This is a genomic window from Mesorhizobium sp. M2C.T.Ca.TU.002.02.1.1 (assembly GCF_003997225.1).
The window spans coordinates 1-1,865 of record NZ_RZTO01001036.1; the positions used below are offsets into that span (position 1 = coordinate 1).

A 1,865-nucleotide genomic window follows, 5' to 3' on the forward strand; every position below is an offset into this window, starting at 1 on the left:
CATCTATTGGGGCCCGCTGATCTCGCGCAAGCCGGCCGCGACCGAGGCGCAGTTCCTGTTCGCGAAATATCTTTTCGACGATCTCGGCTACCGCCGCTACGAGTGGAAATGCAACAACCGCAACGAGCCTTCCAAGCGCGCCGCCGAGCGCTTCGGCTTCAAGTTCGAGGGCATCTTCCGCCAGCACCTTGTGGTCAAGGGTGAAAACCGCGATACCGCGTGGTATTCGATCATCGACAAGGAATGGCCGGCCTTGCGCAAAGCCTATGAAGGCTGGCTCGATCCGGCGAATTTCGATAGCGAAGGCGGCCAGAAGCGGCGGCTTGAGGATTTTCGCGCCGACTTCGGTGCGTAGACCACGATCTCCGGAAGCGGGAACCGCTTGCCGGGCAAGGTCAGACAGGAGTTCGGCAATGGCGCATGAGCACGCTTCGCACGATCATGGCCCGGCCGGTCACAGCCATGGCGCCGGCCATGTGCATGGTTCGACCGACAAGAAGCGGGTCCTGATCGCGGCCTGCCTGACTGGCGGCTTCATGGTCGCCGAGGCGCTCGGCGGCCTGCTCACCGGCTCGCTGGCGCTGCTCGCGGATGCTGGCCATATGCTCGCCGATTCGATCGCGCTCGGCCTTGCCTGGTATGCCTTCCACCTGGCGGGGCGTCCGGCCACCGGCCGGCTCACCTATGGCTTCGCCCGGGTGAAGACGCTGGTCGCCTACACCAACGGCATCGCCATCTTCGTCATCGCGCTCTGGATCGTCTACGAGGCCTGGGGGCGATTGATACACCCGTCGCCGGTGCTGGGCGGGCCGATGCTGGTGGTGGCGGTGGCCGGCCTGCTGGTCAACATCGCCTCCTTCTTCGTGCTGCATGGCGGAGACCGCGAGAGCCTCAACATGCGGGGCGCCATCCTGCATGTGCTCGGCGACCTGCTCGGCTCGGCCGCGGCAATCGCGGCAGCCCTCATCATCCTGGCAACCGGCTGGACGCCGATCGATCCGATCCTGTCGGTGCTGGTGTCGCTGCTGATCCTGTCGACGGCGTGGTCGCTGATGCGCGAGGCGGCCCATGTCCTGCTCGAAGGCGTGCCGGCAAGCCTCGACCGCGACGTGATCGCCAAGGACATCGAAAGCGCGGTCAAGGGCGTGCGCGAGGTGCATCACATGCATGTCTGGTCGCTCGACGGGACCTCCAACATGGCGACGCTGCATGCCTGCCTGAACGACGGCGTCGATCCGCATATGGCGGTGAGCGCCATCAAGAAGAGGCTTGCGACCAAGCACGGCATCGAGCATGCCACGGTCGAGCCCGAATTCGGACAATGCGCCGACAGCCATGACGAGCATGACCATCACCATGATCACGATCACGCGCATGGCGCGCCCGCCGATCGCCGGCATTATCACTGATCCCGCCGTGACGATGAAACCGAACAGCCTCGAAATGAGGACCGCCCGCTGATGGACCGTGACACAAAAAACGCGGCGATCGCCGCGGCGGTGATATTGCTGCTGTTCGGTCTCGCCGCCTATTTCCTGCCGGCCATCATGCTGGCCGCCGGCAAGGTGTCGACGGTGCTGGCGGCCGCCATCGCCGCGATCTTCATGGTCGGGCTGTTCGTCGTCCTGTGGCTGCGCGGACGCAGCCAGCGCAAGAAAGGTCTCTGAAGATGAGAATTCTGATCACGGGCGCGGCCGGCATGGTCGGCCGCAAGCTTGTCGCGCGGCTCGCCGAGGACGGCATGCTGCGCGGGCAAAAGATAACGGCGCTCGACCTGCATGACATCGTGGCGCCGCGGGCGCCGGCGCTCGCCGGCGTCGATGTCTCGATTCACACCGGCGATCTTTCCGCGCCCGGCGCCATGG

General features: G+C 65.3%; 4 protein-coding genes. All 4 read left to right on the forward strand.

The window, feature by feature from the left end:
• Positions 1-355 (forward strand): GNAT family protein (locus EOD07_RS32995; RefSeq protein WP_164772776.1); only part of this gene is annotated, 355 nt, incomplete at its 5' end.
• Positions 356-413: 58 nt separating this feature from the next.
• A complete protein-coding gene (locus EOD07_RS33000; RefSeq protein WP_127238213.1) occupies positions 414-1,409 on the forward strand; it encodes a cation diffusion facilitator family transporter in 996 nt (331 codons plus the stop codon).
• Positions 1,410-1,460: 51 nt separating this feature from the next.
• A complete protein-coding gene (locus EOD07_RS33005) occupies positions 1,461-1,667 on the forward strand; it encodes a hypothetical protein (protein ID WP_040990031.1) in 207 nt (68 codons plus the stop codon).
• Positions 1,668-1,669: 2 nt separating this feature from the next.
• Positions 1,670-1,865, forward strand: a 196-nt coding sequence (locus EOD07_RS33010) for an NAD-dependent epimerase/dehydratase family protein (protein WP_127238214.1), incomplete at its 3' end; no start/stop codon positions are given.